General features: G+C 69.5%; 4 protein-coding genes. 2 read left to right on the top strand and 2 right to left on the bottom strand.

The window, feature by feature from the left end; genetic code table 11:
* Window positions 1-311 precede the first annotated feature (311 nt).
* A complete protein-coding gene (locus HMPREF0058_RS06530) occupies window positions 312-1,880 on the bottom strand; it encodes a Mur ligase family protein (RefSeq protein WP_006548958.1) in 1,569 nt (522 codons plus the stop codon).
* An 87-nt stretch (window positions 1,881-1,967) separates the two neighbouring features.
* Window positions 1,968-3,386 carry an arginine deiminase gene (locus tag HMPREF0058_RS06525; RefSeq protein WP_006548957.1) on the bottom strand — a complete coding sequence of 473 codons (1,419 nt, stop codon included), beginning with the start codon at window positions 3,384-3,386 and terminating at the stop codon, window positions 1,968-1,970.
* Window positions 3,387-3,465: 79 nt separating this feature from the next.
* On the opposite strand from HMPREF0058_RS06525, the gene HMPREF0058_RS06520 reads away from it, so the two are divergent.
* Together HMPREF0058_RS06520 and HMPREF0058_RS06515 are read left to right on the top strand one after the other, a co-directional pair.
* Complete coding sequence (locus HMPREF0058_RS06520; RefSeq protein WP_006548956.1) at window positions 3,466-4,641, top strand: 1,4-dihydroxy-2-naphthoyl-CoA synthase; 1,176 nt, start codon at window positions 3,466-3,468, stop codon at window positions 4,639-4,641.
* Window positions 4,642-4,818: 177 nt separating this feature from the next.
* Window positions 4,819-5,406, top strand: a complete 588-nt coding sequence (locus tag HMPREF0058_RS06515) for a YagU family protein (RefSeq protein WP_006548955.1) — start codon at window positions 4,819-4,821, stop codon at window positions 5,404-5,406.
* The last annotated feature ends 149 nt before the right edge of the window (window positions 5,407-5,555 follow it).

Genomic DNA, 5,555 nt, shown 5'->3' with positions numbered 1-5,555 from the left:
TGGGGTGGCTCGGTCTACGCCGTCGTCCCGGCTCCGGGCGCCGAGGACTTTGCCACGGCCTGGCTGGAGCGTTACCAGCGCGAGGCCGGTGGCCCGGCCGCGGCGACGACGATCGTCACCCGGCCAGGCGCCAGCGCCAGCCGCCTGGGCTGAGCCGCGGCCTGGCAGTAGCGGGGGCGGGGTGAGGAGCCTTTGGCTACCATCCGCGTCGCTCGTTCCTCGCGCCGCTCCCGCCAGACCCGCCACGCCTGCAGGCCCATCACCCCGCCCCCACTCAGACCTCACCGCCGTCTGGCGAGGGCTTGGGCGGCTCAGCCCAGCAACCGGCGCAGCACGACGGCGTCGCCCTCGTAGGGCTGCTTGACGCCGTTGACGACGTTGTAGACCTCGTCGCCCTTACCGATGACGAGGATGACGTTGCGTCGTCCCGGGTACTCACGTGCCTGGCCCACGGCCGCCTCGATGGCCTTGGCCCGGGGCATGACGATCTGGGTGGAGGCCTCGGTGTCCGTGACGTAGCCGCGCATCTGGCGGGCGATCTGGGTGGCGTTCTCCCGGTCCTGATCGTCCTCGGTGAAGATGAAGGAGTCCACGCGTCCATTGGCGGCGGTGACAATGCCCTGGCGTCGGTTGACCGCCTTGCCCCCGGTCGAGCCTGACACCAGGATGATCCGCGGGTTCTCACGACCGTAGACCCGTTCGACCTCGTCGAGCAGGGAGGAGGTCGACAGGTGGTTGTGCGCGAAGTCGACATAGCCGACCACGCCGTCAGCGCTCACGAGCCGCTCCATCCGCCCCGAGACCTGAACCTGCTCAAGCGCGCGCAGCTGCGGGGAGCCGGCAGGTGATCCCAGGGACAGGGCCACGGCGACTGCTGCTGCGGCGTTGTCCTGGTTGAAGGCGCCGGCCAGGCGCAGCCGCATCGGCTGGTCAGCGGAGCCGGCGACCTCCTGACCGTGGTAGCGCAGGGTGAAGCCCTTGCCCTCCTGGGTGAGGATGAGGTCCCCGTCCTCACGCGAGACGGTGAGCGTCCTCGCCCCTGCCAGCCGCGCCTCCTCGGTCAGCAGGCCGTGATAGTCCGTGTCCGCGTTGAGCACGAGCTGCCTGCTGTGACGGATGAGCTCACGCTTGCAGAAGAAGTAATCCTCAAAGGTGGGGTGCTCGACGAGACTGATGTGGTCCTGACCGATGTTGAGGAAGACCCCCACGTCAAAGGTGAGGCCGAAGACCCGCTTGAGCTTGTAGGCCTGGGAGGAGACCTCCATGACCAGGTGCGTCATGCCAGCGTCCAGGGCCTGGCGCATCATGCGCAGGGAGTCAGCTGACTCGGGGGTCGTGAGCACCGCGGGAGTGAAGGTCCGCCCGTCCAGGCACAGGTGATTAGAGGAGAACATCGCGCTGCGCCCACCGGTGACCTGGCTCAGGACCGCGTGGACCAGGTGCGCCGTCGTCGTCTTGCCCTTGGTCCCCGTGATCCCGACGATGGTCAGCTCGCGCTCCGGGTGACCGTAGAGCTCGGCGGCCAGGAGGCTCATCGCCTCCAGGGCGTCAGTGACGATAAGGCCGGGGCAGGTGGTCAGCGAGCTGTACTCCCGCTCAGCGACGTAGGCCACCATGCCCTGCTCCTGGGCCGGGAGGAGGTAGTCCTCCTTGAAGCGGCCCTTGACCACGAGCAGCGCTCCCGGGGTGATCATCCGGGTGTCATAGACCACCGAGCTCAGCCAGAGCTCGGGCAGGTGATCGGGGTCCACGAACCACCCGTCGGTGGTGACGACCTCGCGCAGGATCCCCGCCTCATAGAGAACCCGGGCAGCCTGGGCCAGGCTCAGCTGCCGCTGGTCAGCGCCAGTGTGCTCAGCTCCGCCACCAGTGTGTCTCACGTGTCCTCCTGGCCTGGGTCCGCAGTATCCGCGGGCGAGCCTATGCCGTGGTCACTACCCGTCCCAAGCCGAGCGCCAGCAGGTGCGTCACACCGGGTCGCGGGTGACGGGGCAGGTCATGCAGTGGGCGCCGCCCCGCCCCCGCACGAGCTCGACCCCCGGGGTCTCCAGCACCTCGACGCCGGCACGGCGCAGGACGTCGTTGGCGGCCTGGTTGTGGGCATAGCCGATGACCCGTCCAGGAGCCAGGGCGACGACGTTGCATGAGTCGCGCGCCAGCTCGCGCAGCGCCTCGGCCTCGTCCGACATGTCCGGGCTGATGACGGTGAAGGAGTCGATCCCCGCGGCCCTGGCCAGGACCCTGTCCATCTCGGCGCCGTCATGGACCGTCACCCGCAGCGAGGAGCGGCCGGCGCTGCGCGCCTTGGTGGAGCCGTGGCTGGCCCCTGGCTCGATCTCGACGGTGGTGACCTCCTTGAAGCCCTCGAAGCGCAGGTAGGTGTCCGGGGCGACCATCGTCATGAGGGTGTCCAGGTGCATGACGGCGTCCAGCTCGGTGTAGAAGGCACGGTCGGGCATGTGCACGCCGATGACCCGGTCAGCCACGCCGTCGTCAAAGAGCCTGGCGGCCAGGCGCTCGACCCCAGCGGCGCTGGAGCGGTGGGACAGGCCGATCACGAGGCTGCGGTTGCCCAGGACCTGGAAGTCACCACCCTCGACCGTGGCCATCGAGGCCCCGTGCTCCTCGCTCCACAACAGGCCGCGCCCGGCGAAGGCTGGGTGGTAGCGGTAGACGGCCTCATAGTTGACCGCCTCGCGGCGCCGGGGAGCCAGGGCCATGGTGTTGACGTGCTTGCCCCCGTAGAGCCAGGCCGAGGTGTCGCGGGTGAACAGGTGGTTGGGCAGCGGGGTGATGACGAACTGGCCCTCCAGGGTGGACAGGAAGGTGGTGTCGAACAGCGTGCGCGCATCCGCGGGGCTGAGTCTCTCGCGCAGCTCGGCGCGCGTGATGCCGGCCAGCAGCACCTCGGCCAGCTCAGCGTCAGGCAGGGACTGGAGGAAGTCTGTGAGGACCTGCGAGGTGGATACACCCACAGTCTGGGGACCGACTGTCTGCGCAAGGACGAGCTCGCGGGCCTGCGGGTAGGCCAGGGACTCGGTCAGCAGCTCGCGGAAGTCGTGGACGAGGACGCCCTCGGCCCGCAGGATCGCAGTCAGGGCGTCGTGCTCAGCCTGGGCCCGGTCGATATTGAGGGCGTCGTCGAAGAGAAGGGAGGGGGCGTTGATCGGCGTCAGGCGCGCGATCTCGCAACCTGGACGGTGGACGATCACCTCGCGCAGGCGCCCGGTCTCGGAGTCGACCCGGCCACCGCCGTCGCGCACGGGGATGAAGGAACGGTCCTTCCCCGCGCTGCGCCCACCAGCCAGGTCGGCTGGGACGGCGCCGTGACGGTCGTCCTGGTGCGGGCCGCCAGCAGGCCCGTGCGCGTCCTTGTGCTGCCCCATGCCCACAGGGTATCGAGGCCGCCTCCTGCGCGAGGGCCTTTGCCAGCCGCAGCCGCGCCCCTGACCTAGGCTGTGGCGCATGAGCGAGTCCTTCCCCGTGCCTGCGCGCGTGTCCGAGATCTTCGATCCCTCCCGCTGGCGTGAGGTCGAGGGCTTCCGTCACGCCCACCACCCTGCCGGCGCCCCGGGCGAGCCTGGCCCTTCGGCCAGCCACGACGTCGTCCTGACTGACGTCACCTACCACCGCGGCTGCCAGCGCGATGCCTCCGGCCGCTGGCTGCGTGACCTCCCCGTGGTGCGGGTGGCGATTGACCGCCCCGAGCTGCGCAACGCCTTCCGGCCGCGCACAGTCGATGAGCTCTACCGCGTGCTCGACCACGCGAGGATGAGCGGTGACGTGGGCGCCGTCATCCTCACCGGCAACGGCCCCTCCCCCAAGGACGGGGGCTGGGGCTTTAGCTCCGGCGGGGACCAGCGCATCCGCGGCCGCGACGGCTACCATTACGAGAGGAGCGACGACGCGCCGGGGGCTGGTGAGCGCGAGACTCACCCAGGCGACGGCGTCGATCCTGGCTCGGTCTCGGACGCTGTCCCCGCCTCAGCCTCCGTCCCCGCCTCAGCCTCCGTCCCCGCCTCAGGTGACCAGGACTCCCACGACGCCGAGGTGGCTGCACGCCAGGCTCGTATCGACGCCGCGCGGGCGGGCCGGCTGCACATCCTGGAGGTCCAGCGGCTCATTCGCACCATGCCCAAGGTCGTCATCGCGGCGGTCTCAGGGTGGGCCGCAGGCGGCGGGCACTCCCTCAACGTGGTGTGCGACCTGTCCATCGCCTCGCGCGAGCACGCGCGCTTCAAGCAGACCGACGCCAACGTCGGCTCCTTCGACGCCGGCTACGGCTCGGCGCTTCTGGCTCGCCAGGTGGGGGACAAACGGGCGCGAGAGATCTTCTTCCTCGCCCGTACCTATGACGCAGTGGAGGCTGAGCGCTGGGGCGTGGTCAACGAGGTGGTGGACCACGCCGCACTGGAGGACAAGGCGCTGGAGTACGCCGCGATTGTGGCCAGCAAGTCTCCCCAGGCCATCCGGATGCTCAAGCTCGCCTTCAACCTGGCCGACGACGGCCTGGCGGGCCAGCAGGTCTTCGCCGGAGAGGCGACGCGCCTGGCCTATATGACCGACGAGGCGGTTGAGGGCCGTGACGCCTTCCTCCAGCGCCGCGAGCCGGACTGGTCGGCCTTCCCCTACTACTTCTAGGGCGCCCCCCTTATGACTAACGATTGACATATCTCACGCACGCCTCACGTGGACGCCGCGGGCCGGCAGTGTCATGGTGGTAACGACCACGAGGGCGTGCGCCCGACGGTCTCCCGGCCCGCCGGTGGCGCCCTCCTTCCCCAGACGGCGCCGCCGTCCCGTGCCCGGAGGTCTCCCATGCCCACCTGGATCACCCGCCTGCTCGGCTCAACCGAGCCCAACCGCCGTCGTCTCGGAACGGCCGCGCTCGTCGGCCTGATCGGCGGCGTCTTCTCCGCCATCGTCAAGTTCGGCTGGGAGGTTCCCTTCCCGCCCCGCACCCCTGGGCTGCGCTCGGACACCAACCCGCCCCAGGCCATGCTGGAGTGGTTCGGCATGAGCCCGGAGACCTCGCACGCGACGGTCACCTTCTCCAACAACCCGCTGCCGATCTACTCCTTCATCGTCCACTTCAGCTTCGCAATCGTCTTCGGCCTCATCTACTGCATCGCCGCGGAGTACTTCCCCAAGATCAAGCTGTGGCAGGGCGCCGTCTTCGGCATCGCCGTCTACGTCTTCGCCCACGTGATCTTCATGCCGATCATGGGCTGGGCCCCCAACCCCTTCCCGTGGGTCGAGGGCGCTCAGACCTGGTCCGAGCACTTCTCTGAGTTCTTCGGCCACATCGTGTGGATGTGGTCCATCGAGATCGTGCGACGCGACCTGCGCAACCGCATCACCCACGAGCCTGACGCCGAGGTCGCCCTGGAGGCGGCCACTCACTGACCCATCAGGGGCCGGGCGGCAGCGCAGGCCTGTCCTCGGGGCTGCCGCCCGGCTGAGCCCACCCGCCACCGCACAGCACACGAGCCGGTGGGCGCACTGTCGGCGTCAGCACACCCACCACTGTGGCAGCGTGCTTCGCTAGTTAAAGC

It is taken from the genome of Actinomyces urogenitalis DSM 15434, from assembly GCF_000159035.1.
GTDB lineage: Bacteria > Actinomycetota > Actinomycetes > Actinomycetales > Actinomycetaceae > Actinomyces > Actinomyces urogenitalis.
This window is presented reverse-complemented; position numbering and strand designations above follow the sequence as displayed.

What these genes read in the sequence shown, in the direction of transcription:
- HMPREF0058_RS06525 (WP_006548957.1), bottom strand. Translation starts at nt 3,386, where the DNA reads ATGGGGCAGCACAAGGACGCGCACGGGCCTGCTGGCGGCCCGCACCAG.
- HMPREF0058_RS06515 (WP_006548955.1), top strand. Translation starts at nt 4,819, where the DNA reads ATGCCCACCTGGATCACCCGCCTGCTCGGCTCAACCGAGCCCAACCGC.
- HMPREF0058_RS06520 (WP_006548956.1), top strand. Translation starts at nt 3,466, where the DNA reads ATGAGCGAGTCCTTCCCCGTGCCTGCGCGCGTGTCCGAGATCTTCGAT.